The organism is Hafnia alvei, assembly GCF_034424155.1.
GTDB classification, from domain to species: Bacteria; Pseudomonadota; Gammaproteobacteria; order Enterobacterales; family Enterobacteriaceae; genus Hafnia; species Hafnia alvei.
In genome coordinates, this window is sequence record NZ_CP139992.1 from 1,146,024 (window position 1) to 1,169,447 (window position 23,424).

Here is a 23,424-nt window from a genome sequence, read left to right on the forward strand (position 1 = left end):
GAATCAATGAAAAGACAATAGAGAAAGGCGACGAAAAACACACTGAATTTCGCCACCTCTATATCAGATGGAACTAAGGGCGTTGCGTTTGGAGTTTATGCAAAATCGCGTCAATAGCTGAATTGACGCTAATATCATCCTCGTCGACGCTCGCCGCCGTTTTGAGTTTCAAATGCTGTAGCTCAGGGGCGATGGCTTTGGCCAGTTGTAGGTCGGTTGTATCGACTAATTCACTGACGACCCAATATTTCCAAATCGAGTCTTGAGTTTTTAGCACATCAAGTACTGGCTGTTTTAGCGGGGCACCAATTTTGGCTAAAAACGGCGTTAACTCCTGCGCTACCGGCCAGTTAAGATCCTGTAGCCAGTAGATGAGCACCGGCAGAATAGGGGCAACACCGGGATAGCCGTAGTCCACCGCTTTTTTGGCTGTTTCTACGTCCGTTTTATCCTGTGGAATAAGTGCATAGAGTTCAGAAGAAATCGTTGTGAAATCAAATGAACCGCACATTTTTTTAATGAGATCCATAAATCTTCCCCTAGTTAACTTGGCCTGTACGTGCCGTGTTGACGTCCGTAGTGTAGGGCCCGATAAGAGGATTCGTCCATGTATTATCGGCGAGCAGAGCCTCTCGGGTTGCGGCCCAATCTAGCAAATCCTGCCCTACATTGGGATTTGGCAAAATTGAATAATGCTGTGGGTTTCCTGGAGTAGGTGTATTAATAATTTGGGTCATCTGAGTTAAGGCTGAGTCAATAACCTGCGCCCTTACTGCTGGAGCCGTATTTGCCATGGAGAGCCCCGCACCGGGCCCTACGGTATCGGCAATACGTGGCGTAAAATTAGCTGGGGTTCTATTCCCAAGCCGATAATAATTGGGCATAAGGATTTTCCTATAATATTTAATTGCTGTGGGTATGAATTTGAACAGGAATAAATATTTTTTTAATTATATCTTTAACAACCCCGCCTCTCTGCGTTTTATTGCTTCGAGTAGATGTTTGTTGCTGGAGTAAAATATTCTGTATAGACCATTTTGAGAAATGAATTCTTTGGCCAATTGTGTTCCTCTTTCTTTTTTTGGATCGAGTTCTCGTATTTTCTTTAATACATCTTCCATAACCTTTTCAAATTTAGCAGACATGACTGACCACTGTTCATAGGTGATTTTATCCTCAAAGAACTGTTGGTCATTTTTATCTGAGGCAAATTTTGTCACGTTTAACGTGTTTTGGTACTGATCTATAAGCGCAATTTTCGCCTGCAGTTCAAACTCTTCAACGGAGAATCTCACAATATAAGCAAACTGGTAGGTTGCGATTTTCTCGTTATTGAAGAAAGAGGAACGCTGGAAGGTTTGGGTTCCGACGGAGCCGAAAATTCGTAGCCCACCACCAATAGGATCTGACTTAGTACCGTGTTTCACGGTAATCGAGGTGGCATTGCCGAACGATCCAACGATACCGGCCAGCAGGTTAAAGCAGTTAGTCGCAATTAATAATCGCTTATCCTTGTTCATGTCGTACTTTTTATTAATATCCTGTGCTTTATCTCCTGAATCAGTTCCTGCTGGCAGATTTTCTACTTTTCCATCAACGGTGCCAATAACCGCAGCGGATATTTTATTAATAATGGCAGATACAGATGCGAGCGACCATTCTTGCACAGATTGGTAATCAAATTGTTTACCCGTAATATAAAGATCGCTAGACCAAGGTTTTTCATGTTCTTTTTGATAGAAATTTTCAGCTTCTTTTTCTAATGTTGCGTAGGTATTACCGAGTTTATTAGTTAATTCGTTGGCTATTTCATCTAAATATTCACGGCTTTTTTTATCTTTTTTTTCCATTTCTTCAATACTTGGACTTTTACCCATGATTTATCCTCTCTTGTTAATATCAGAGACAAACTGTTTTTAATGAAAATAGAGTTGGTGATAGCCGGGGAAAACGATGTTTATCATCGGCCTTAAACTATCACTAAAAATGATAGATTAAGGTTGTCTATTATCAAGCGAGGGTAATCATATTTTTTCTTAGATGAGGCTAATATATTGATTTCGATCAATCTTTATTTTTTGAGATGCTTTTTAGGAATGAGTCGTAGTTATTTAAAAAATTGTATATATCAGATTTTATTATGAAATGCCGCTAATTTAATATCAGCGGCATTAGTATCGAGAATGAATAGCTATTGATTAATACAACAACGAATACAGTTGTTTCCGATACTTAGACGCCAATGCATCACCATTCCCCAACGCGGCGAGAATGTCCATCAGGGTTTTACGCGCAGCGCCGTCGGCGGCGGTCAGATCTTTGCGTAGATGAACCATCAGCAGTTCAAGGGCCTCTTCGTTGCGTCCAACCTGATGCAGCTGTAAAGCCAACTGAGCGGCAATGACCGCATTTTCAGGCTCAGCGTCTACCTGTTTTTGCAGCAGCTGAATTTCAGGGGTATCGGCGGCTTGTTTCAGTAATTCGATTTGCGCCACGAGTCCTTGATAGCGAGAGTCCTGATCCTGCATTGGGATGGTTGCCAACACGGTTTCTGCTTCATCGCTGCGGTTGAGCGCGATCTGTACTTCGGCTAGCATCAACGCGATGTCGCTGCGTTTAGAATCCAACGCGCGCGCTTCTTTCAGCAACGGCAAGGCTTCGGCCATTTTGCCTTCGGCAATGAATTCAGCTGCCTGTGCGGCTTTCAGCTCTTCTTCTTTTGGCAAGAAGCGGCCTAACAGTTCGCGGATAAATTCTTCAGACTGTGGCCCTTGGAAGCCATCCACAGGCTGGCCATCTTTAAAGAGATAAACCGTTGGGATGGCACGCAGACCAAACTGTGAGGCCACCATTTGCTCTGCGTCGCAGTCAACTTTAGCCAGCACGAACTGGCCTGCGTATTCTGACGCGAGTTTGTCGAGAATCGGGTTGAGCTGGAGGCAATGCTGGCTGCGTTCAGACCAGAAGTAGAACAGCACTGGAATAGACGCAGACTGCTCTAGCGTCTGATGTAGGTTGGCTTCGGTAACGTTGATCACGGAATTATTTAGCATTCTTTTGTTCTCTCAGACGCTTAAACATATAAAAACGATATGGGGCTTATCTGGCCGTTTGCAATGCCAAGCTGTTAATTTCCACGCAGAACTTTGTCGAGTAACCGTCCTGGCAAAATACGGCGCAGCACGGTTAGCGCGTGCGCGACCAGCGTGACCGGATAACGAAGCTTGGGTCTTTTGCTTTCTAAGGCATGATGTAGCTTAGGCAGAATGGCATCAGGCGTGAGCGTAAAGCGCTCTGCAATACCTGGATTGGTCACTGGCTTATCTTTTTCCATTTGATGCACATTGCTGGTGAAGCGGGTATTTATCGGGCCTGGTTCAATCAGTGAAACATGGATGCCGCTGCCGTGTAGTTCCATCCGCAGTGCATCAGACCAGCCTTCAAGCGCAAATTTACTCGCGGCATAAGCACCACGTCCCGGCGTGGCGACGAGTCCCATCACCGAGCTGGTTTGAATAATTCGGCCTTCACCGTGTGGCAGCATAATGGGTAATAAAAGCTGGGTGAGCTGGTGGGTGCCAAAAAGGTTAGTGGCAAACTGCCGTTCTAATTCGGCTCGGCTGATGGTGTTAAGCGGGCCGTAGAGGCCAAAGCCGCCGTTGTTAAACAGCGCATACAGGCGTCCTTCAGTGATACGAATCACTTCGGCCGCGGCGCGTTCCACGCTCTCGCTGTCGTCCAAATCCAGCTCAATACCTTCCATGCCCAGATCGCGCATCACCTCAACGTCCTGCGGCTTGCGACAAGCGGCTAACACGCGATATCCCCGGTTGCGGAGATCCTGCGCTGCGGTAAGTCCAATTCCGCTGGAGCAGCCGGTGATAAGGATGGCTTTTTGCATAACTTTACCTATATAAACCTGTTGGCACGGCGTTAAAGATGTTTAATTAAAACATTACTGATGGGGATTCGTCAGCAACGGGTGGAGCTGTTCGCTCATCCATTGTGCAATAAACGGCTGTGCTTTGCCGTTTGGGTGTAATCCGTCCTGCTGCATCCACTCGGGTTTTAGCGCCACCTGTTCCATATAGAATGGAATAAGCGGTATTTGATGTTGTTTTGCGAGTTTAGGATAAATAGCCGCAAAGGCTTCGGTGTAGCGGCGGCCATAGTTAGGTGGTAGCTGAATTTGCATCAGCAGTGGCTGTGCTTTCGCCTGTTGTACCTGAGTAATTATTTTTCCTAAGGCCGTTTCGATATCGGCAGGAGCAAAGCCTCTTAGCCCATCGTTAGCGCCGAGTTCGATCAATACCCAGCGCGGCTGATGTTGTTTCAACAACGCGGGGAGCCGAGCAAGACCTTGATCGGCAGTATCACCGCTGATGCTACCATTCACCACGGAAACCGGCGGCGTTGTTTTTTGCCATTGCTGCGCAAGACGGGTGGCCCATGAATCGGCAATCGGTAACCGATAGCCTGCGCTAAGGCTGTCGCCTAATATTAATAATGTATCAGCGGCCATTGCCCGCCCACATAACAAGCTGAAAAGAAGAAGGAAAGGGATATGCCAACGGAAAATGTTCTTGAAGTTCATCATTTAGCCAAAGAGGTCGGTCAAGGTGATAGTCAGCTTTCCATCCTTACCGGAGTTGAGCTGGTTGTCAAACCTGCGCAAACATTAGCGTTGATTGGCGAGTCGGGGTCAGGTAAATCAACGCTGCTGGGGATTTTAGCCGGTTTAGATGATGGAACTAGCGGAGAGGTTTCCCTTTTAGGCCAGCGTTTAGATCAAATGGACGAGGAACAACGGGCGGCGCTGCGTGCACGTGACGTTGGCTTTGTGTTTCAGTCTTTCATGTTGGTGCCCACGCTGACGGCGTTGGAGAACGTTCAACTCCCGGCGCTGCTGCGCGGTGATAGCGATCGTCAAAGCCGTCAACAGGCGGTGCAGCTGCTAGAGCAGCTTGGGCTGGGCAAGCGTTTGAATCATCTACCGGCGCAGCTTTCAGGGGGAGAACAGCAGCGCGTGGCGTTGGCGCGTGCGTTCAGCGGGCGTCCCAAAGTTCTCTTTGCCGATGAGCCAACCGGTAATCTCGATCGTCACACCGGCGATCGCATCGCCGATCTTCTGTTTTCCCTGAATACTGATTTTGATACCACTTTGATTTTGGTGACTCACGATCCTCAGTTGGCAGCAAGATGCCAGCGTCGTATGCGCTTGGTTGAAGGCGTATTGCAGGAGGAAGCATGATTCTGCGTTGGTTTTGGCGCGAGTGGAAATCGCCTTCGTTATTGATTGTTTGGATGGCTTTAACGTTGGCAGTGGCCTGCGTGTTGGCACTGGGAAGTATCAGTGACCGAATGGAGCGCGGGCTGAGTCAGCAAAGCCGCGATTTTCTGGCCGGTGATAAAGTTCTGCGCAGCGCGCATCCTGCCGATGAGCAATGGCTAACGCAGGCTCAGCACGATGGGTTGAGTGTAAGCCGCCAGCTTTCGTTTACCACTATGACGTTTGCTGGAGATAGACCGCAGTTGGCGGATGTAAAGGCAACCGACACGCTTTATCCGCTATACGGTGAGCTAATTACGCAACCTGCCGGATTACGTCCTGAGCCGGGTGAAGTACTGGTCGCCTCTCGTTTGCTCTCGCTGTTAAATCTTAAAGTGGGGGATAGCTTAGATGTGGGAGACGCAACGCTAAAAGTGGCGGGCGTGGTGGTGCAAGAACCAGACAACGGGTTTAATCCGTTTCAAACCGCACCAAGAATTCTTATCAATCTTGCCGATGTTGATAAAACGGGCGCGGTGCAACCGGGCAGTCGCCTGAGCTATCGCTACATGTTTGCAGGCCCCGCTGATGCTATCGAACGGTTTACGCAGTATCTCACGCCACAGCTGAAGCCTGACCAAAAGCTGTTTGGGCTGGAGGAGTCGGGGGGGACGCTGGGCAAATCATTGCAGCGCTCGCAGCAATTTTTGCTGTTATCCGCGTTACTCACACTTTTACTTGCGGTGGCGGCTGTCACCGTTGCGATGAACCATTATTGCCGAAGCCGCTATGAACTGGTGGCGATCCTAAAAACGCTCGGTGCTGGGCGTAAAACGTTGCTGCGTTTCATTGCGGGACAATGGTTGGCCTTGCTGCTGGTATCTGGTGTTGCGGGAAGCGCGCTAGGGCTATTGTTTGAAGCGTTATTGATCCGCTTGTTGGCCCCTGTATTACCGGCTGCCTTTCCCGCTGCGGGAGGCTGGCCTTGGGTTTGGGCGCTAGGGGGCATGGTTCTGATTTCGCTGGTGGTTGGGTTAAGACCTTATCGCCAACTGATAGCCACTCAGCCGTTGCGCGTGCTGCGTAGCGATGCGTTTCGCGTGGTGTGGCCGCTGCGTTACTACCTGCCCATCACGGCGCTGATTTTAGTTGCGGGGTTGATATCGTTAGTTGGGCTTAGCACGCTGCTGTGGTCACTGCTGCTGGGCATGGTGGCACTGGCGTTTCTGCTCAGCGTGGTGGGCTGGGGGGGATTAGTTGTGCTGCGTAGGCTCACGCTTAAGAATTTGGCGTTACGTTTAGCGGTTAACCGCTTATTGCGTCAACCTGCGGCGACAATCAGTCAGTTGGCGGCGTTCTCACTGTCGTTCATGCTATTGGCTCTGCTGCTTGTGTTGCGCGGGGATTTGCTCGATCGTTGGCAGCAGCAATTACCGCCGGACAGCCCGAACTATTTTCTGATGAACATGACGGAGCAGCAGGTTCCACAGGTAAAAAACTTCCTTGAGCAACATCAGGTTGAGGCGCGTACATTTTATCCCGTGGTGCGCGTGCGTTTAACGGAAATTAACGGGCATGAAGCGACAAAATTAATCGCTGAAGATGCGCCGGGGGGCGAAGCGGTTAACCGTGAGCTGAATCTGACGTGGCAAGATAAGTTACCTGAGCATAATCCGTTAACGGCGGGATATTGGCCACCGAAGACCGGCGAGGTTTCCATCGAGCAGGGAATTGCCGAACGTCTTGGTTTGGGGATCGGTGATGAGGTGACGTTTAGTGGCGATACGCAAAACTTTAGCGCCAAAATCACTAGTCTACGTAAAGTTGATTGGGAAAGCCTGCGGCCAAACTTTTACTTCATTTTCCCTCCACATGCCTTGGATGGCCAGCCGCAAACGTGGCTAACCAGCTTCCGTTATGTGGGCAGCGAACAGCTACTGACTCAGCTTAATCGGCAATTTCCAACGCTGAGCCTGCTTGATATTGGCGCAATATTGCAACAGGCGAGTCAGGTATTACAGCAGGTAAGCCGCGCCTTAGAAGTGATGGTGATTCTGGTGATTATCTGCGGCGTATTGCTACTCATGGCGCAGGTGCAGGTGGGCATGCAGCAACGCCGGCAGGAGCTCAGGGTTTATCGTACACTGGGTGCGGGCATGCGTTTACTGCGTCGTACACTGTGGAGCGAATTTGCCTTATTAGGATTGGTGTCTGGTATTGCAGCAGCGGCGGGTGCTGAAGTGGCATTGTGGTTGCTACAGCGGCAGGTGTTTGATTTTGCGTGGCAGCCGAATTACTTAATGTGGGCTTTAGTTCCTATTAGTGGAGCGCTGTTGCGTTCATTGTGCGGTGGTTTCTTAGGTGCTCGTTTGCTTAAGCGATAACGAATATGAGCACGCCGTTATCGGCGTGCTCATTGATATATTATTCAATTAATTGCTTTATTAATCCCCGCTTCGTGGGCTAATAGCTACATAAATCCCGATGTGTTAGCTCGTTTATTCGGTAAAACTATATGTTTTTGGTGCGAATAATTGCATGTAATGCAGTTCATAAGTAATATCAGGTTATGAGATTTTTATAGGATATATGGACGAGTGGTTAATATTTAAAAGGAATTTAAATATGAAAAGATCTGAGGTTAATACTGGATCTATCAAGATAAATAAGTTTGTAATTTTTTCAATTATATTATTGGTTGTGCTTTTTGTTCTATTCAGAATGTTTGGCTATATCCGACTTCCCGCATTAGAAGCATTATTCCCTGTTTCCACGTCAGTAACGCTTATTCTGAATGTTTTGTTAGCATTGTTTATGCTGATGAAATTTAGTGTTGATAGAAAACACCTTTATTTGGTTGTGCTTGCATTCGCTTATGGTATCTCTTCTCTTTACCTTATGAGTAAACTGCTTAGTTATCCGGGAGTTATTTTTACTGAAGGTGGGATTGGTACTAACGCTAATGATTTGGCCATCTATTTTATCTTTCGTAGTGCCAGCATGGCGATATTTTTTCTTCTGTCTTTAGTCGTTTATCGTTTATGGAATAACCGATTTATTAATATGGTTTCAGTTACGGCTCTGTGCGCGTGCCTGACGATTATTCTGCTGTCTACCGCCTATTTTGTTTCTAGCCATAGCTCAGTTTTAAGCCTGCCGATTGTTGATGAGGGAAGCCTTTCTTATCAGCAGTTTTGGAACTCATCCGTTGGGCTCTATCTGGTGTTACTCTGGGGCGGAACAACCTGTGCGGTGATGTGGTTTGCCGGTGTGAAGAATAACTTTTGGGCAAGTCTGAGCCTTAGCTGTATGGCTTTTTTAGGGAGCACGATGCTGCTTAGCGGCAGCGAATATTTGACGTCTCTGGCATGGTATGGCGCTCATCTTTTTGAAGTGCTTGCCACGTTTGTTGTTATGCTGGCTTTCTTATTTGATATTTTTAAGCTTTATCAAAAAGCGCGTATTGATTATAAGATTTCCTATAATAATTCTATCCGTGATCCGATGACACGTTTATATAATCGCAGTTATTACTATGATTCTTTAGTTAATCGTATGAAGAGCGCATCAAAAAATTCGCCGATTACACTGCTGGTGGCAGACATTGACCATTTCAAACGGATTAACGATATTTACGGACATATAACCGGTGACCGCGTCATTCAATACGTGGCAAAAACTTTGCAGGATTCAATACGCAAGACAGATATTGCGGCGCGGATTGGTGGCGAGGAGTTTTCGGTGATGCTCGATGGTGTTAGCCGAGATGATGCGTTAGAAATTGCAGAGAAAATACGTGTTAAAATTTGCCATCATCAGGACTCGCCGTTCGGACAGGATGTTCCCGAAAGAATCACTATCAGTATTGGTATTTATACCGTGATGGATAATGAACTTACCGCCGAGCAATGCGTTGCACGTGCTGACGAGGCAATGTATCAAGCCAAGCAAGAGGGGCGCGATCGTGTGGTTATCTATTCTGCGCGCACTACACAAATAATGAGACGTGAGAATTCAGTGCCATTAAGGGTAATATATACTTAGTTCATCGCATGAAGTAAAAACGGAGCCTCTGGGCTCCGTTTTTGATGACCAGAATTAGGCGAGAAGTTTTTGCTGCGCCCAACGTAGTCCACTGTGATATTCCGCCGATAGCTGAGGCGTAAGATCATTTAACGCAGCGGCGAGAAGTGAAGCGTTAACGTCATTCAAATTGAGATGGCCGACCTTGCGCCCTGGACGTACTTCTTTATCGTACCAATGAAGATGTACTAACGGTTGCGCCATCCACTCATAGTTCAAGTCGGTGCCAATCAAATTAACCATGACTGACGGTGTACTGACTACAGGTGTTGGGAGTGGCAAATCCAGAATAGCGCGTAGGTGCAATTCAAATTGGCTTATCGATGCGCCATTCTGCGTCCAGTGGCCGCTGTTATGAACGCGCGGCGCAAGCTCGTTAATCAGTAAACCGTCATCCACCACGAAGCACTCCATCGCCATCACGCCGACGTAACCAAGTTCATTCATGATAGCGCTGAGCATCTGCTCTGCTTGCTGCTGGAGCTGGGTATTTGGTTGAGGAAGGGCGACACTAGTTCGCAGAATGCCATCTTCATGTAGGTTGTGTGCTAACGGATAGAATACACAACGGCCATCATAGGCTCGTGCGCCCACTAATGACACTTCGCCTGAAAAGTTGATGCCTTGTTCAACGATACATTCACCGTAAGCATCTGTCGGTAATTCAGACTCATCACCGGGGCGAATTCGCCATTGACCACGACCGTCGTAGCCGCCGGTACGGCGCTTCACTATCGCGAATTGGCCAATATTGGCAAATACTTCCGGCCATTCGCGTGCTGAGGCTAATAGCTGCCACGGTGCGGTGGCTAAGTTCAGCTCATCCAGCAGCTGCTTTTGCGTTAAACGATCGGCTAGACGTGGAAAAATATCGCGGTTAACAAAACCATTGTGGCGAGCTAATTCTCGGGTCAGCGGGGTTTCTGGCCAGCGTTCAATTTCGGCCGTTATAACACCCTGCTGCCAAGGAACGGCTTCAGGATCAACGTCGAGTCCGACAGGAAAAACGGTGATCCCCAGCGGTTCACCCGCCTGACGTAGCATGCGACCAAGTTGGCCATTTCCTAAAACACAAACGGGCTTCATGCTTCCTCCCGTGGATCGGGATGCGCCAGCACTTCATCTGTTTGCGCTTGACGCCATGCAGTCATGCGACGCGCGAGCATCGGATCATGTAGCGCTAAAATTTGTGCAGCCAATAATCCTGCGTTTGCAGCGCCGGCTTTGCCAATAGCCAATGTCCCAACAGGAATACCGCGAGGCATTTGCACTATGGAATAGAGGCTGTCTACGCCGCTAAGCGCTGCGCTTTGCACGGGTACGCCGAGTACAGGAACTAATGTCTTGGCCGCCAGCATGCCAGGCAGATGAGCTGCGCCACCGGCACCGGCGATAATAACGTCAACCCCCCGTTCGCTGGCCTGTTCGGCAAAGCTAAAGAGTTTGTCAGGAGTTCGATGAGCGGAAACCACTTCTACATGGAACTTAACATCAAGCTGGGTCAAAACTTCGGCGGCAAACTGCATGGTGGCCCAATCGCTTTTGGAACCCATCACGATGGCAATTTTTGCCTCGGATAGGTTAGCCGGAACAACATTGGCTGACATTGATGGCAAGCTCCTGTTTAACGAACTAACTTTGGTAACTCAGCACCGCTGAGCAAGTAAAGAGGCGCGAAGTATATCACGTGTTTATAGTGACGAAAACGGTTGCGTGGCGTCGTCGGCGGTGAGTTTTGGCATCGTTCATGGCATTAAGAGCATCAACATTAAGTACGTAATGCTGTCTTTTTTGTATTGATTATAATCCTGAGGTATATTGTTATAATGGCTTGATTGAGTTTTAGTGGATAATAATACGGAGATATTGAACAGATTGTTAATCTTGTTTTAATTGGCTAGCTAGCCAAACAACAGTGTTATTTATTAATTTTAAGATATATAAGAATTCGATCTATAATAATGATGCTATATGTTTCATTAATAATGTGGCTGTAATTTGTAACGATTAGTTTAATTCATTGAATGTCTGTTTGTATAATGATATATATATCAATAAGTAAATTAAATTAACATGACAAATATAACCTAAGCTTAATAGCGGTTAGAGAACAGGATGTTCGCTATGTTAGAAAGAGAGAAAATATCATTTCTGGGTAAGGGCCATTTTTTGAGCGTGGCTTCCTTTTTATTATTGTTTTGTTTATTCGCTTTTTTTATCCGTTTTGGCGCTCATCGGGTTGATGTTCTACGATCCTTTTTCCCCGTTTCTACTGCTATTGTCTTTGTTTTACATCTGTTTTTAACTATTATTATATTGATACGATTTCATTTTAAAAATACACATTTGCATCTACTTACGATAGCAAGCGCTTATGGATTATCGAGTTTATTTCTTGCTAATAGTCTGTTTATATATCCAGGTGTTTTAATATCAGAATCTAATATTAATGAAAGCGCAAATGCTTTAGCCGTTGATTTCGTTATTCGTAGTTTTTCAATGGCGGTATTGTTTTTACTCTCTGTGCTTTTCTATATAAAAGGGAGATGTAATTACGTTAATAAAAGTAATGTGATAACGAGCTGTGCTGCAGTTATATTGATAGCAATTGGCTTTGCTGTTGTTATTATAAACCATAACAACATCTTACAGTTGCCGATAATTGAAACAGATGAACTTAACTATCGCCGCCTGTGGAGTTCTCATATTGGTAGCGCCTTAATCATTATTTGGGTAATAACGACATTCACAGTAGTTTTCTTTACTAAATTAGTTAATGGGTTCTGGTTCAGCCTGAGTCTCAGTTGTTTGGCTTTCCTTGGTAGCATCTTGCTAATGTGGCGCAGCGAATACGTTACCTCATTGGCTTGGTATGGTTCTCATTTGTTTGAGGTACTGGCTACGCTGTTTGTTGTTCTGGCGTTCATTTATGACATCTACAAGCTTTATCAAAAAGGGTTGGAAGATTATCTTGAATCCTATGAGAATTCTATCCGTGACTCTCTTACTCATTTATATGATCGGCGTTATTTCGACAATAAATTAGCTAGCCGAATTAAAAGAGCGTCGAAAGAATCACCGATTTCACTGTTTTTTATTGATATTGACCACTTTAAAAGTATTAACGATGGCTATGGTCACCCCGTTGGCGATAAAGTAATTCGGCGTGTTGCTGATACGATGGTGGCATCGGTGCGTAAAACGGATGTGGTCGCGCGCTATGGTGGCGAGGAGTTTGCCATTATTCTCAAAGGGTTAAACTCAAAGTTAGCGTCAAAAATTGCTGAGAATATCCGCAATCGTGTGTCAAAAGAGGTCCACGTACATGCGGGGCCGGAAAAAGTTACCGTTAGCGTTGGCGTGTACACCATAACCGATCATCACCTCAGCGTAGATGAGAGCATATCTCGAGCCGATTCAGCTATGTATCAAGCTAAAAAAAGCGGGCGAGATCGTGTGGTGGTTTACTCTCATCCTGCTTCTGAGTTTGAGCACACAACTGCTTAACCTCCCTGTTAAGCATCAGGTATTCCACGTTTTCTCATCCGCTGGTGGGTTCATTCCTTCTCTCGTTCGATATAAGACTGATTTATACTGTATGGACTGGTAATATATCGCCAGATTGCTCTGGGCTAAAAATGCCTAGGGTGCAGGGTATTTGGGCGGTATGCACCATTGTTAGCTTTATCAGTTCACACTTCATCAGAGTAAAAAGAAAACATGTCTGTCAAAATTTTGGCCTCCTCCATTACGAGCTTAGATTCATTTAGCCGCGATCCAGCGACGGCATTAAAATCCGGCGATCGCGGAGTAATGACTGTGCTCGATAACAACATGCCAATTTTTTACGCCGTGACGCCTGAGAGAATGGCTGAGCTGTTGGCCATTGAGGAAGCGGCTGGCCGCGCAAATTCAGATGTCACTCTTGAAGAATCTCTGTTTAATGATGATTTTAGCCATGACGTTGCCGCGCCTGTCGCACAGAATATTCCAACGCCGTTAGGCAAATTTGTGATGTACGCTGGATGGCAGCCCGACGCTGACTTTTTGCGCATGGCGGCAATGTGGGGGTGCATTTTGACCTCACCGGTGACTCCAACCGAATTGGCCTCCTTTGTTGCCTATTGGCAGGCGGAGGGGAAAGCCTTCCATCATGTGCAATGGCAGCAGAAACTCGCACGCAGCGTGCAGCAAAATCGCATGAGCAACGGTGGTCAGCCAAAACGCGATATCAATGACATAGGCGAACAAGATTATTCCATCCCTAAAGGTTTCAGAGGTTAATGATGAAAGATGCCGCTAGCATGAACCTGATGCAGAGATTGAAGAAAATGATGCCTGCTCACGTTGAGCCAAAGTTTACCAACGCTGAAGAATGGCGTGTTTGGCAGGAAGAAGAAGGGCGTAAACGCTCAGAAGCCATTTCGCGTGAGAATCAGGCAATGAAAATGCAGCGCGTTTTCAAGCGCTCTGGTATTCGCCCCCTGCATATGAACTGTTCTTTTGATAATTATCGTGTGGAGTGCGAAGGGCAGCGCATCGCGTTGGAGCGTGCTCGCCAATATGCTGCTGAATTTGACGGTAATATCGCAAGCTTTGTGTTTTCAGGTAAGCCCGGCACAGGAAAAAACCATCTGGCCGCGGCCATTGGCAACGATCTGATTTTACGCAATAAGTCAGTGCTAATTGTCACCGTGGCGGATTTGATGTCGAGCATGAAGGGGACGTTTAGCGGTAACAGCGATACCACCGAAGAACGCCTGTTAGAGGATCTTAGCGCGGTGGATTTGCTGGTTATTGATGAAATTGGCGTACAGACCGAATCTCGCTATGAAAAAGTGATCATCAATCAAATTGTCGACCGTCGCTCATCGTCTAAACGACCAACCGGTATGCTGTCTAACCTAAATGTGCAGAGCATGAATACGTTGCTCGGCGAACGCGTGATGGATCGCATGAGCTTAGGTAACAGTTTATGGGTTAATTTTGATTGGGAAAGCTATCGTAGCCGCGTCGTGGGCAACGAATACTAGCGTCAGTTTGAGGCGCTTTTAGAAAGGGAACTCAATCAGTTCAATACCTGCGGGCGTAACGCTTATCATCGATCCTTGATAGTGCCATGCGCCCAGTACGGCCCGTTTTGCAAGCTTACCGTCCGGCATGGAGATATCATGAATCGCTGGGCGGTGAGTATGCCCATGAATCAGCCACTCGGCATGATTTCTCTCTAACGCTTCTATAACCGCATGTGGATTGACGTCCATGATGGCGTCAGATTTATCACCGTTGGTCATCTGGCTGCGATCGCGCATTTTGGCCGCGATATTTAAGCGTGTACGCAGAGGTAGCCATAAGAACAACGTTTGAATAAGCGGATTGTGCACTTTACGGCGGTAGCGCTGGTAGTCTTTATCGTCGATACACAGCGTATCACCGTGCATGATGAGAATGCGGTGTCCATAAAGTGTTAACAATGTTTCTTGAGGAAGTAACGTCATATCGCATTCCTGCGCGAAACGTTTACCTATCAAGAAATCACGGTTGCCGTGAATGAAATAGCACGGTACGCCAGAAGCCGTTAGATCGCGTAGTGCTTCGGCGATTTCACGGTGCAGCAGTTGTGGATCGTCGTCGCCAATCCAGTATTCAAAAAAGTCACCGAGAATATACAAAGCGTCAGCCTGATAGGCATCGCGCTGTAAAAAACGCAGAAAACCGGCGGTAATCGCCGGTTCCTGTTCGCTAAGATGCAAATCTGCAATAAATAGCGTACGCATCAAGAAAGCGATTATTCGCTTACGGTGACGCTTTTGATGATCACGTCTTCACGTGGAACATCTTGGTGCATGCCGCTACGGCCAGTAGAGACTGCTTTGATTTTGTCTACTACGTCTAAGCCTTCAACGACTTCGGCAAAGACTGCATAGCCCCAACCGTCTGGACGTTCTGAACGGAAGTTCAGGAAATCGTTATCAACCACGTTAATGAAGAACTGCGCAGTTGCTGAATGTGGGTCGTTGGTACGCGCCATTGCTAGCGTGCCACGGGTGTTTTTCAAGCCGTTGTTTGCTTCGTTTTTGATTGGAGCTTTAGTTTCTTTTTGTTTCATGCCAGGTTCGAAGCCGCCGCCCTGAATCATGAAGCTGTTGATAACACGGTGGAAGATGGTGTTGTCGTAGAAACCTTCACGGCAATATTCCAGGAAGTTGGCAACGGTAGCCGGTGCTTTGTCGTCAAAAGTTTTGATGACGATGTCACCGTGGTTGGTGTGGAAAGTAACCATATCAATAATCCTGTTTTTTTGATGTAGAGGACGAAAGAATGCGATTGTAGCCGATGCGCAGGGCGCTGACACCCTTTTGTCGCAGTTAGCGTATCGCCTTTCTTAGCGGTACATCACTACGATAACGGAAATACCCCTTGGGCTGCAAAACTCTGTGAAAATCGAAAACGTGAAAGAGCACAAAGAAGAACACAGGAAATCGGTACCCAAACGGGTGAAAATAGGGGTTATTCTTGCAAACAGCCTTTCTTCGCGGTTCAATACACCTAATATTATGTCAAACATCATGGATGCCCCGATGCTAAAGATTTTTAACACACTCAGTCGTCAAAAAGAGGAATTCAAACCTATTCACGCCGGTGAAGTCGGTATGTATGTGTGTGGGGTAACCATTTACGATCTGTGTCACATCGGTCATGGTCGTACATTCGTTTCTTTTGATGTGGTGGCGCGTTATCTACGCTATTTAGGCTACAACCTTAAATATGTGCGCAACGTGACGGACGTAGATGACAAAATCATCAAGCGTGCGGTGGAGAATGGCGAAACCTGCGAGCAGTTGACCGAGCGTATGCTGGCGGAAATGCATAAAGATTTCGACTCGCTGAATATCGCGCGTCCCGATCTTGAGCCACGTGCGACGCACCATATTCCTGAGATTATTGAAATCGTAGAATTGCTGATTGAGCGCGGCCACGCTTACATTGCCAGCAACGGCGATGTGATGTTTGCTGTGGATACCGATCCGGACTATGGCTTGCTGTCTCGACAGGATCTGGATCAGCTGCAGGCAGGCGCTCGCGTTGAAATTGCCGACGTGAAACGCAATCCGATGGACTTCGTTCTGTGGAAAATGTCGAAACCGGGTGAGCCAAACTGGGAGTCTCCTTGGGGCCCTGGTCGTCCTGGATGGCATATTGAATGTTCAGCCATGAACTGCAAACAGTTGGGTGCACATTTCGATATTCACGGTGGTGGTTCTGACCTGATGTTCCCGCACCACGAGAATGAAATTGCGCAATCAAGCTGTGCACACGACGGTCCCTATGTGAACTACTGGATGCACTCCGGTATGGTGATGATTGACCGCGAGAAGATGTCGAAATCGCTGGGCAACTTCTTCACTATTCGTGATGTGTTGCAGCACTATGATGCTGAAACCGTGCGTTACTTCCTGATGTCAGGCCACTATCGTAGCCAACTGAACTATAGCGAAGAGAACCTGAAGCAAGCACGTGCTGCATTGGAACGTCTGTATACTGCGCTGCGTGGCACAGATCCTCACGCTGAGCCAGCCGGTGGCAACGTCTTTGAAGCCCGTTTCCGTGAAGCGATGGACGACGATTTCAACACGCCAGAAGCTTATTCTGCGCTGTTTGATTTGGCGCGTGAAGTTAATCGCCTGAAATCAGAAGATATGGCGCTGGCTAATGCCATGGCGGCAGAGCTACGTAAGCTAGCGAAAATCCTTGGCCTGCTGGAGCAAGATCCTGAAGTATTCTTGCAAAGCGGTGCGCAAGGTGACGATGGTGATGTGGCCAAAATTGAAGCGTTGATCAAGCAGCGTAACGATGCTCGTGCGGCAAAAGATTGGGCGATGGCCGATTCGGCGCGCGATCAACTGAATGAGCTAGGTATTGTGCTCGAAGACGGCCCGCAGGGGACGACTTGGCGTCGTAAGTAAGGCGTTAGATTTACCCAATAAAAAAGCCAGCTTATCCGCCGGCTTTTTCATATCAAGCATAATAGAAGTTACGCTTTGACCTGCACGCTCTGACCGTTATAAGTCACCGTCTGGCCGTCAAGAATTTTGCAGCGTTTGCGGGTTTCGATCTTCCCATCAACTTTCACATAGCCGTCAGCAATGGCGTTTTTTGCCGCCGCGCCGCTGTCATTCCAGCCTTGCAGTTTCAGCAGATCGCACAGTTCAACGTGCGGATGGTTTTCCAGATGGAAGATTTCCATGGTGTTATCTCTTTATTCTTTGGGAGTGATTCGTTCGAGATGCCGTAGCCATCATACAGCCAATATATGACTATCAATATACGGCGGGCAATACGCTATTATGCCAGTTTGCGCGCGATGGCGCATAGCTAATCTACGAAGTGCGGGTGCGTTGCACACCCGCAGAGAACTAATCCCAAGAATAAGTTAAGCCACAACCACCAGTTTTTGGTTCGTGAACTCTTTAATCCCAAGATCGGCTAGCTCGTGACCATAGCCTGAACGTTTTACACCACCAAACGGCAGTTCTGGCGCAGTACCGCTCAAGGTATTGATAAATACCATGCCGGTTTCAATGCGTGAGGCCATTTTTTTGCCGCGTTCAATGTTGCCCGTGAAGATGGCACCACCCAGCCCGTAGTGTGAATCGTTCGCCAAGCTGATGGCTTCATCGTCACTCTTCACAACGAATACCATGGCGACTGGGCCAAAGAACTCTTCGAAATAGGCTGGGTTATCACGCTTGATGTCTGTGAGGATTGTTGGTGGATAGAAATAGCCTTGTTTATCCACCGTCTTGCCGCCTAACGTGGCTTTTGCGCCGTTTTTGACTGCTTTATCAACCTGCTTAACCAAGTTCTGCAATGCGCTTTTAGACGACAACGGCCCCAATGTAGTGCTCGGATCGAGTGGATCGCCCATTTTTACAGATTCCAGCTCTTTGGTAAAACCAGCAAGAAACTTATCAGCAATCTTTTCATGAATAATAAAGCGTTTGGCAGCGGTACACACCTGACCCGCATTTTGCAGGCGAGCCTGAGCGCCTACTTTTATCGCCTTGTCGAGGTCGCAATCATCAAGAACCACAAATACGTCATTCCCACCAAGTTCCATGGTGGATTTTTTAAGGTTCTTGGCCGCCTGTGCAGCCACCACGCTACCCGCTTGTTCGGAACCGGTAAGCGCAACGCCGCTGACACGATCGTCATCGATAATGCTGGCAACTTGATCCTGAGAGATGAACAGATTGGTATAGGCACCTTTAGGGGCACCAGCCTGAGAGACCATCCGTTCGAAGGTTTCTGCGCAGTGGGGGACGATGCTAGCGTGTTTCACCATCACGCTGTTACCAACGGCCATATTCGGGGCTAATACACGCATAAGCTGGTAGAACGGGAAATTCCAAGGCTCAACGGCCATGATGATGCCAATGGGATGATGTTCAACCCATGCGTCACCGAGTGATGAAGGGTATTTGACCGGTTTGAGGAACGCTTTAGCGTTATCTGCATAATATTGGGCGATTGCGGCGCAAATCTTAACTTCCCCACGGCTCTGTTCAATCAGTTTACCCATTTCTTGGCTGATCGTTTTTGCCAGTTCTTCCTCGTGTTGGGTAAATAGCTCAGACAGCTTGCTAAGAACGTTAAGACGTTGAGATATATCGCCTTGTGCCCAGTCTGATTTATAGAGTTTGTGCGCGGTTGCTAAAGCGGATTCGACATATTTATCGTCGTGCTGCGGATATTCTTTGATGAGTTTGTCGGTATAAGGGTTGATTGTCTGGTATGGCATGATGGCTCCTTATCGGTATAGATCATGTTGACGAAGACGAGTTGGATATTCTCCGAGATAGGTGATTGAACGGCATGATGTTTATGAACGTTAATGGAACAACTGAGATTAACGAGTTCACGACTCAATCGCTGATGTGTAATAACTAACTATAGGCTGGAATCGTATATCTACAAGGAAATGAGGTGAGACTAAGAATTATCTTGCCGCGTGGTCAACCGCTATAAATGAATAAAGCCAGTCAATGACTGGCTTATATTGAGAGTGGTTTGCTGCTTAAATATCGTGAAACTCTTCGCAGGCTTGCAGGGTATTTTGAATCAGCGTTGCTACGGTCATTGGTCCAACGCCACCCGGTACCGGCGTGATCCAACCCGCGCGCTCAACGGCTACATCAAACTCAACGTCGCCAACGACTTTCCCACTGGCTAAACGATTGATCCCTACATCGATCACCACGGCGCCTGGTTTGATCCATGCACCGGGAATAAAGCCTGGTTTACCCACTGCAACCACGACCAAATCGGCATTTTCAACGTGCTTTTGCAAATCCTTGGTAAAGCGATGAGTAATGGTGGTGGTGCAACCGGCTAACAGCAGCTCAAGTCCCATAGGACGACCCACAATATTCGATGCACCAACGACCACTGCATTCAAGCCATAGGTGTTGATTTCGCAGCGTTCTAGCATAGTGATAATGCCGCGAGGAGTGCATGGGCGGAGCTTTGGTGAACGCTGGCATAAACGACCAACGTTATAAGGATGGAAGCCATCGACGTCTTTATCTGGGCTGATTCTTTCCAGCACTTTCACGTTGTCAATACCGGCAGGCAGCGGAAGCTGAACCAGAATACCGTCGATAGTGTTATCGGCGTTGAGGTCATCGATCAAACTTAATAGCTGCTCTTCGCTGGTGGAAATCGGCAGATCGTAAGATTTTGAGATGATACCGACTTCTTCACATGCGCGGCGTTTGCTGCCGACGTAAATCTGCGAGGCAGGGTTTTCGCCTACTAATATTACTGCCAGCCCAGGGGCGCGTTTCCCCTCAGCCAAACGTTGTTCTACGCGCACAGCCATCTCGCTTCTAACCTGCTGCGCAATCGTTTTACCATCAATAATCTTTGCTGCCATCAGTGACGAAATCCATCAATATTGTTCAAGCGGGGGAGGGCTTCTATTGTGTCAGATGCAAAGCGTGCTGTCAGGCAAAGAATAACCATAAAATAACCAAGTGGATGATCAAACGGACAAAAGACATTGACTCAAACCGTGCTGACCGTATAATCCAAATCCGCTGCACGACCCGACAGAGAGCAACAGCTCTACCGTCTCAGTGCGCCCTTAGCTCAGTTGGATAGAGCAACGGCCTTCTAAGCCGTAGGTCACAGGTTCGAATCCTGTAGGGCGTACCATCTAAACCTCTCTCAACGTCTTCTAAAGTCTACTAAATCCAGCAACAACAAGCCTTTCATTCGTTTTCTTGTCTCTCAATGTCTACTCACATCTATTGCAATCAACACCAATGTGGGGGTATTAATGGGGGTATTCTAGGTACAATGGAAACTGATACCCCCAAATGAAACTCAATGCCCGCCAGATAGAGACTTCCAAACCTAAAGAAAAACCATACAAGCTTGCCGATGGTGGTGGGCTTTTTCTGTTGGTTAAGCCAAACAACTCGAAGCTATGGCAGATGAAATATCGAATAGCTGGACGAGAAAAACTTTTATCAATTGGTCCTTATCCTGACGTGTCCCTTGCTGATGCTCGCCAAAAGCGACAGGAGGCTAAAAGCATTATTGCTGCTGGTGGTGATCCTAGTCAGGAGAAGAAAGCAGATAAAATTGCAAAGCAGACGGCTATTAATAACAGCTTTGAAGCTCTAGCCAGAGAATGGCATGAATACAAAAGACCGAACTGGTCTGAGGGGTATGCAGCCGACATCCTAGAGGGATTACAGAACGATGTGTTTCCAGCGGTAGGTAAGAGGCCCATAGCAGAGATAAAACCTCTGGAGATGCTTGAAGCGCTTAGAAAGATGGAAAAGCGTGGTGTTCTCGATAAATTAAAAAAGCTACGGCAAGCCTGCAACCAAATTTTCAGATATGCCATTGTTACTGGCAGGGCTGAGGTTAATCCAGCAGCTGAGCTTACTGGTGCATTATCTTCGCCAAAAGCTAAGCACTTCCCACATCTGCTCGCAGACGAGCTACCAGCCTTCCTACAGGCACTTTCACAATATAGCGGCAGTAGCATTACCAGAATAGCTACAAAGCTCCTGATGCTTACTGGAGTGCGCACGATTGAGCTTAGAGCTGCAATGTGGAGTGAGTTCGATCTTGATAAGGCTGTGTGGGAGGTTCCCATTGTGCGTATGAAGATGAAACGTCCCCACCTAGTGCCACTTTCTAATCAGGCTCTAGCTCTAATCGAAGAGCTCCAGCAGATCACCGGTCGGTTTCAGTTTGTTTTCCCCGGACGTAACGATTCCCGAAAGCCAATTAGTGAAGCGAGCATTAATCAGGTGATTAAACGTATTGGGTATGATGGAAAAGCTACAGGGCATGGTTTCCGGCACACAATGAGCACGATATTACATGAGCAGGGCTTCAACTCTGCTTGGATAGAGACTCAATTAGCTCATGTGGACAAGAACAGCATTCGGGGTACGTACAACCATGCTCAGTATCTTGATGGGCGCAGAGAGATGCTGCAGTGGTACGCCGATTATATAGATAGCCTTGAGTTAGGACTGCCAGCCAGAAAGAAGGCTTAATAGTTCCATTTACTCACGTGCGTAGAAAGTAGGTCGGTTAGGTTGGTTAAGTCGGTTAATTGTTATGTTTTATAGATATATTAATTAGTTACGTATTAGCATTTAACCGACCATTACCCGACTTTGAGGTGATTTAACCGACTTCATTCATTGTGGCTGGTTATACATACAGTTTTGATAACTTAATTTGAACTATTCGAACCAATTTTGTGACCTCGGATAATAACTGTGATTTTATACAGTCATTCTTGTTGGTGGCCTGTGCTGGACTGCTGTAAACTTATATATAACAAGGTTATGCTCAGGTATTCGTCATTAACAATTCTGGCATAGCTCCGATTTGAAGAGAGCACGAGGTGGTGCATGAGTTGGTTTGCTCTTGATAGGCACGAGGATTTTGTCTCGGCATGGAGCTTGATCTCTGATATCGCAACATTGGAGTCAACAAGCTTGCAGTGCGCGGCAAGGTTACTAATGAGACTTAATGAACGAGATCCAATTGATGGCTCTTATGCTATCCCTTTTTACGGATACAATGAGTTTGAAGGGTATTTCATAGCATCTCCCGATGAGGTCGTACTGTGTATTGATGCGCTTAGGTTAGCTATTACCATGGGGGTAGCTCTGGTACGCGATGATAGTTTTGAGGAGATACACATATCTTTATCTGAAGCACTATCTGCGGGCACAGGCTTGGATTTTTTCTTCAATAAAGGGGATGTCATTAGGGCAATAACTCACATAAGTATTTCTTTAAATGTTCCTTTAAAATTTCCTAAGTGCCTTCAAAGCAACAAGGTTGAAATCTCATTAGCTAATAAAAATGATAACTTGCCAAAACAATCCACCAAGACCAGTAGGGCACAGGCTCGTTTCATAAAAACGCTATTATTCTTTACATATAGTGACGAAAAAATTGTCAATAATCCCCGTTCATATTTTGATAATCCAGATAGTGAAATATGCAGAGATTTCAGAGCAATGGGGCTAAAGCTACCTACTGGTAAAACTGTTCAGAAATGGCTGGAAGATGTTGATATAGACTGGTTAGTTAAAAAAGAGTGACAAAACATCTTGGAATATTCCAATACAACTCTGGAATATTCCAAGAACTTGACGAATTTGAATGATTAAATCCCTCTGTCATCTACAAACGTCCAGTATTGAGGACAGAAAAAAACAGGGGGCTACATGTCACAAGCATCACAATCATTAATCCGCATTACAGAAGTCCAGCGTCGTACCGGATTCGGTAAGGCGTGGATCTACCGCCTCATGTCTCAAGGAAAATTCCCCGCATCAGTAAAAATCGGTTCGCGGTCTATTGCTTTCATTGAAAGTGAAATTGATGAGTGGATTAACGCTCGCATCGAAGAATCCCGCAAGGAGGTCGCATAAACATCCTATGTGCATTATTTGCGAGAGTTTGCGACTGTTTTCATTCATTCTTCGATTGCCGTCGCGACAGCTAACAAAAGCTTAAACGGAGAA

General features: G+C 46.8%; 23 protein-coding genes and 1 tRNA gene. 11 read left to right on the forward strand and 13 right to left on the reverse strand.

The features are described 5' to 3' along the window. Nucleotides 1–73: 73 nt before the first annotated feature. The 6 genes from U0008_RS05265 to tesA all read right to left on the reverse strand — a co-directional run bounded on the left by U0008_RS05265 (nt 74) and on the right by tesA (nt 4,594). Nucleotides 74–529 carry a DUF5071 domain-containing protein gene (locus U0008_RS05265; protein WP_043491528.1) on the reverse strand — a complete coding sequence of 152 codons (456 nt, stop codon included), beginning with the start codon at nt 527–529 and terminating at the stop codon, nt 74–76. A gap of 10 nt (nt 530–539) precedes the next feature. After that, nucleotides 540–884, reverse strand: coding sequence for a hypothetical protein (locus tag U0008_RS05270; RefSeq protein ID WP_043491530.1), 345 nt, complete (start codon nt 882–884; stop codon nt 540–542). Nucleotides 885–950: 66 nt separating this feature from the next. Beyond that, a complete protein-coding gene (locus tag U0008_RS05275; RefSeq protein WP_043491532.1) occupies nt 951–1,877 on the reverse strand; it encodes a hypothetical protein in 927 nt (308 codons plus the stop codon). Between the two features lie 321 nt (nt 1,878–2,198). Beyond that, the gene (locus U0008_RS05280; RefSeq protein WP_025800567.1) at nt 2,199–3,053 is read right to left on the reverse strand and encodes a co-chaperone YbbN; all 855 of its coding nucleotides are present in this window, start codon (nt 3,051–3,053) and stop codon (nt 2,199–2,201) included. A 74-nt stretch (nt 3,054–3,127) separates the two neighbouring features. Then, complete coding sequence (locus tag U0008_RS05285; RefSeq protein WP_025800568.1) at nt 3,128–3,901, reverse strand: SDR family oxidoreductase; 774 nt, start codon at nt 3,899–3,901, stop codon at nt 3,128–3,130. A gap of 54 nt (nt 3,902–3,955) precedes the next feature. Continuing rightward, nucleotides 3,956–4,594: a multifunctional acyl-CoA thioesterase I/protease I/lysophospholipase L1 gene (gene tesA, locus U0008_RS05290; RefSeq protein WP_043491535.1), complete on the reverse strand. Its 639-nt coding sequence runs from the start codon at nt 4,592–4,594 to the stop codon at nt 3,956–3,958. Between tesA and ybbA the strand changes: the two genes are divergently transcribed. The 3 genes from ybbA (at nt 4,565) to U0008_RS05305 (ending at nt 9,313) form a co-directional block, all read left to right on the forward strand. Beyond that, nucleotides 4,565–5,251, forward strand: coding sequence for a putative ABC transporter ATP-binding protein YbbA (gene ybbA / locus U0008_RS05295; RefSeq protein ID WP_043491538.1), 687 nt, complete (start codon nt 4,565–4,567; stop codon nt 5,249–5,251). The genes tesA and ybbA overlap by 30 nt on opposite strands. After that, nucleotides 5,248–7,653: a putative ABC transporter permease subunit YbbP gene (gene ybbP, locus U0008_RS05300; protein ID WP_043491540.1), complete on the forward strand. Its 2,406-nt coding sequence runs from the start codon at nt 5,248–5,250 to the stop codon at nt 7,651–7,653. The genes ybbA and ybbP overlap by 4 nt, the downstream gene beginning before the upstream one ends. Nucleotides 7,654–7,894: 241 nt before the next feature. After that, nucleotides 7,895–9,313 carry a sensor domain-containing diguanylate cyclase gene (locus U0008_RS05305; protein ID WP_043491544.1) on the forward strand — a complete coding sequence of 473 codons (1,419 nt, stop codon included), beginning with the start codon at nt 7,895–7,897 and terminating at the stop codon, nt 9,311–9,313. Between the two features lie 54 nt (nt 9,314–9,367). On the opposite strand, the gene purK is transcribed toward U0008_RS05305, so the two are convergent. Together purK and purE are read right to left on the reverse strand one after the other, a co-directional pair. After that, nucleotides 9,368–10,438: a 5-(carboxyamino)imidazole ribonucleotide synthase gene (gene purK, locus U0008_RS05310; protein WP_043491546.1), complete on the reverse strand. Its 1,071-nt coding sequence runs from the start codon at nt 10,436–10,438 to the stop codon at nt 9,368–9,370. Further along, nucleotides 10,435–10,959, reverse strand: coding sequence for a 5-(carboxyamino)imidazole ribonucleotide mutase (gene purE, locus U0008_RS05315; protein ID WP_043491549.1), 525 nt, complete (start codon nt 10,957–10,959; stop codon nt 10,435–10,437). The genes purK and purE overlap by 4 nt, the downstream gene beginning before the upstream one ends. 517 nt (nt 10,960–11,476) lie before the next feature. On the opposite strand from purE, the gene U0008_RS05320 reads away from it, so the two are divergent. From U0008_RS05320 to dnaC, 3 genes are all read left to right on the forward strand, one after another. Further along, nucleotides 11,477–12,859, forward strand: a complete 1,383-nt coding sequence (locus U0008_RS05320) for a sensor domain-containing diguanylate cyclase (RefSeq protein WP_051874087.1) — start codon at nt 11,477–11,479, stop codon at nt 12,857–12,859. 213 nt (nt 12,860–13,072) lie between these two features. Beyond that, complete coding sequence (gene dnaT / locus U0008_RS05325) at nt 13,073–13,636, forward strand: primosomal protein DnaT (RefSeq protein ID WP_043491554.1); 564 nt, start codon at nt 13,073–13,075, stop codon at nt 13,634–13,636. A gap of 20 nt (nt 13,637–13,656) precedes the next feature. Continuing rightward, on the forward strand, nt 13,657–14,385 hold the full coding sequence (gene dnaC, locus U0008_RS05330; RefSeq protein WP_369828314.1) for a replicative helicase loader DnaC: 729 nt from the start codon (nt 13,657–13,659) through the stop codon (nt 14,383–14,385). An 18-nt stretch (nt 14,386–14,403) separates the two neighbouring features. Here dnaC and U0008_RS05335 read toward each other — a convergent pair whose 3' ends face one another. Together U0008_RS05335 and ppiB are read right to left on the reverse strand one after the other, a co-directional pair. After that, the gene (locus U0008_RS05335; protein WP_043491557.1) at nt 14,404–15,129 is read right to left on the reverse strand and encodes a UDP-2,3-diacylglucosamine diphosphatase; all 726 of its coding nucleotides are present in this window, start codon (nt 15,127–15,129) and stop codon (nt 14,404–14,406) included. Nucleotides 15,130–15,140: 11 nt separating this feature from the next. Next, complete coding sequence (gene ppiB, locus U0008_RS05340) at nt 15,141–15,635, reverse strand: peptidylprolyl isomerase B (protein WP_004847094.1); 495 nt, start codon at nt 15,633–15,635, stop codon at nt 15,141–15,143. A 298-nt stretch (nt 15,636–15,933) separates the two neighbouring features. Here ppiB and cysS point away from each other — a divergent pair, with 298 nt between their 5' ends. Beyond that, nucleotides 15,934–17,319, forward strand: coding sequence for a cysteine--tRNA ligase (cysS, locus tag U0008_RS05345; protein WP_043491559.1), 1,386 nt, complete (start codon nt 15,934–15,936; stop codon nt 17,317–17,319). Nucleotides 17,320–17,387: 68 nt separating this feature from the next. Here the strand turns inward: cysS and ybcJ are convergent, their stop codons facing one another. From ybcJ to folD, 3 genes are all read right to left on the reverse strand, one after another. Then, complete coding sequence (gene ybcJ, locus U0008_RS05350; protein ID WP_025800580.1) at nt 17,388–17,600, reverse strand: ribosome-associated protein YbcJ; 213 nt, start codon at nt 17,598–17,600, stop codon at nt 17,388–17,390. 186 nt (nt 17,601–17,786) lie between these two features. Continuing rightward, nucleotides 17,787–19,154, reverse strand: coding sequence for an NAD-dependent succinate-semialdehyde dehydrogenase (locus U0008_RS05355; protein ID WP_043491561.1), 1,368 nt, complete (start codon nt 19,152–19,154; stop codon nt 17,787–17,789). A gap of 276 nt (nt 19,155–19,430) precedes the next feature. Then, nucleotides 19,431–20,288 carry a bifunctional methylenetetrahydrofolate dehydrogenase/methenyltetrahydrofolate cyclohydrolase FolD gene (folD, locus tag U0008_RS05360; protein WP_025800582.1) on the reverse strand — a complete coding sequence of 286 codons (858 nt, stop codon included), beginning with the start codon at nt 20,286–20,288 and terminating at the stop codon, nt 19,431–19,433. Nucleotides 20,289–20,492: 204 nt separating this feature from the next. Between folD and U0008_RS05365 the strand changes: the two genes are divergently transcribed. The 4 genes from U0008_RS05365 (at nt 20,493) to U0008_RS05380 (ending at nt 23,331) form a co-directional block, all read left to right on the forward strand. Further along, nucleotides 20,493–20,569: transfer RNA gene (locus tag U0008_RS05365), tRNA-Arg, on the forward strand. Between the two features lie 164 nt (nt 20,570–20,733). Continuing rightward, a complete protein-coding gene (locus U0008_RS05370; protein ID WP_004092395.1) occupies nt 20,734–21,933 on the forward strand; it encodes a tyrosine-type recombinase/integrase in 1,200 nt (399 codons plus the stop codon). Between the two features lie 363 nt (nt 21,934–22,296). After that, nucleotides 22,297–22,998, forward strand: a complete 702-nt coding sequence (locus tag U0008_RS05375; RefSeq protein ID WP_004092393.1) for a hypothetical protein — start codon at nt 22,297–22,299, stop codon at nt 22,996–22,998. A 126-nt stretch (nt 22,999–23,124) separates the two neighbouring features. Further along, nucleotides 23,125–23,331 carry a helix-turn-helix transcriptional regulator gene (locus tag U0008_RS05380; protein WP_004092392.1) on the forward strand — a complete coding sequence of 69 codons (207 nt, stop codon included), beginning with the start codon at nt 23,125–23,127 and terminating at the stop codon, nt 23,329–23,331. The last annotated feature ends 93 nt before the right edge of the window (nt 23,332–23,424 follow it).